This is a genomic window from Microtetraspora sp. AC03309, from assembly GCF_020826795.1.
Classification (GTDB): Bacteria; Actinomycetota; Actinomycetes; order Streptosporangiales; family Streptosporangiaceae; genus Microtetraspora; species Microtetraspora glauca.
The window spans coordinates 1-450 of record NZ_JADDIL010000515.1 but is presented as its reverse complement, the minus strand read 5'-3'; the positions used below and the strand labels follow the sequence as shown (position 1 = coordinate 450).

Annotated in this window: 1 protein-coding gene; it reads left to right on the top strand. The window is 62.2% G+C overall.

The genetic code is table 11. The features are described 5' to 3' along the window. Window positions 1-20: 20 nt before the first annotated feature. On the top strand, window positions 21-450 hold a 430-nt coding region (locus tag IMZ11_RS44135), incomplete at its 3' end, for a hypothetical protein (RefSeq protein WP_228649720.1).

The following is a 450-nucleotide window of genomic DNA, read 5'->3' as shown; positions in this document are numbered from 1 at the left end:
ATCTCGTACTCATCGACGGCATGCTCAACAGCCTCGGGTGGGCCCTCGACCTGGTCGCCAACCACACGCTGATCAACCGGGTCTTGATGGTCGGCTGGGGCGCCATGTTCGACGCCGGGTACTTCTGGCACTACAACGAACTGTGGATGGGAGGCGCCGCCGGGCCGGGCGAGAAGTCCATGGTGTTCGGCATGATCCTCACCGTCTTCGCGATGCGGTGCGCCGCAGCGATCGGCTTTCTGCAGATGAAGCGCTGGGGCCACCAGTGGATGATCATCACCTGCTGGATGGGCGTGCTCATCTGGTGTCTGTACGTGTTCAACATGACGATGTACGCCGACGTCCGGTTCGCCGGGGTCGTGCTGCCGGTCGTCGGGTGGTGGCTCTACGACATCTTCTACATCACTCCGTTCCTCGCGATCCCGTACCTGCATTCGGTCAACCGCGAGA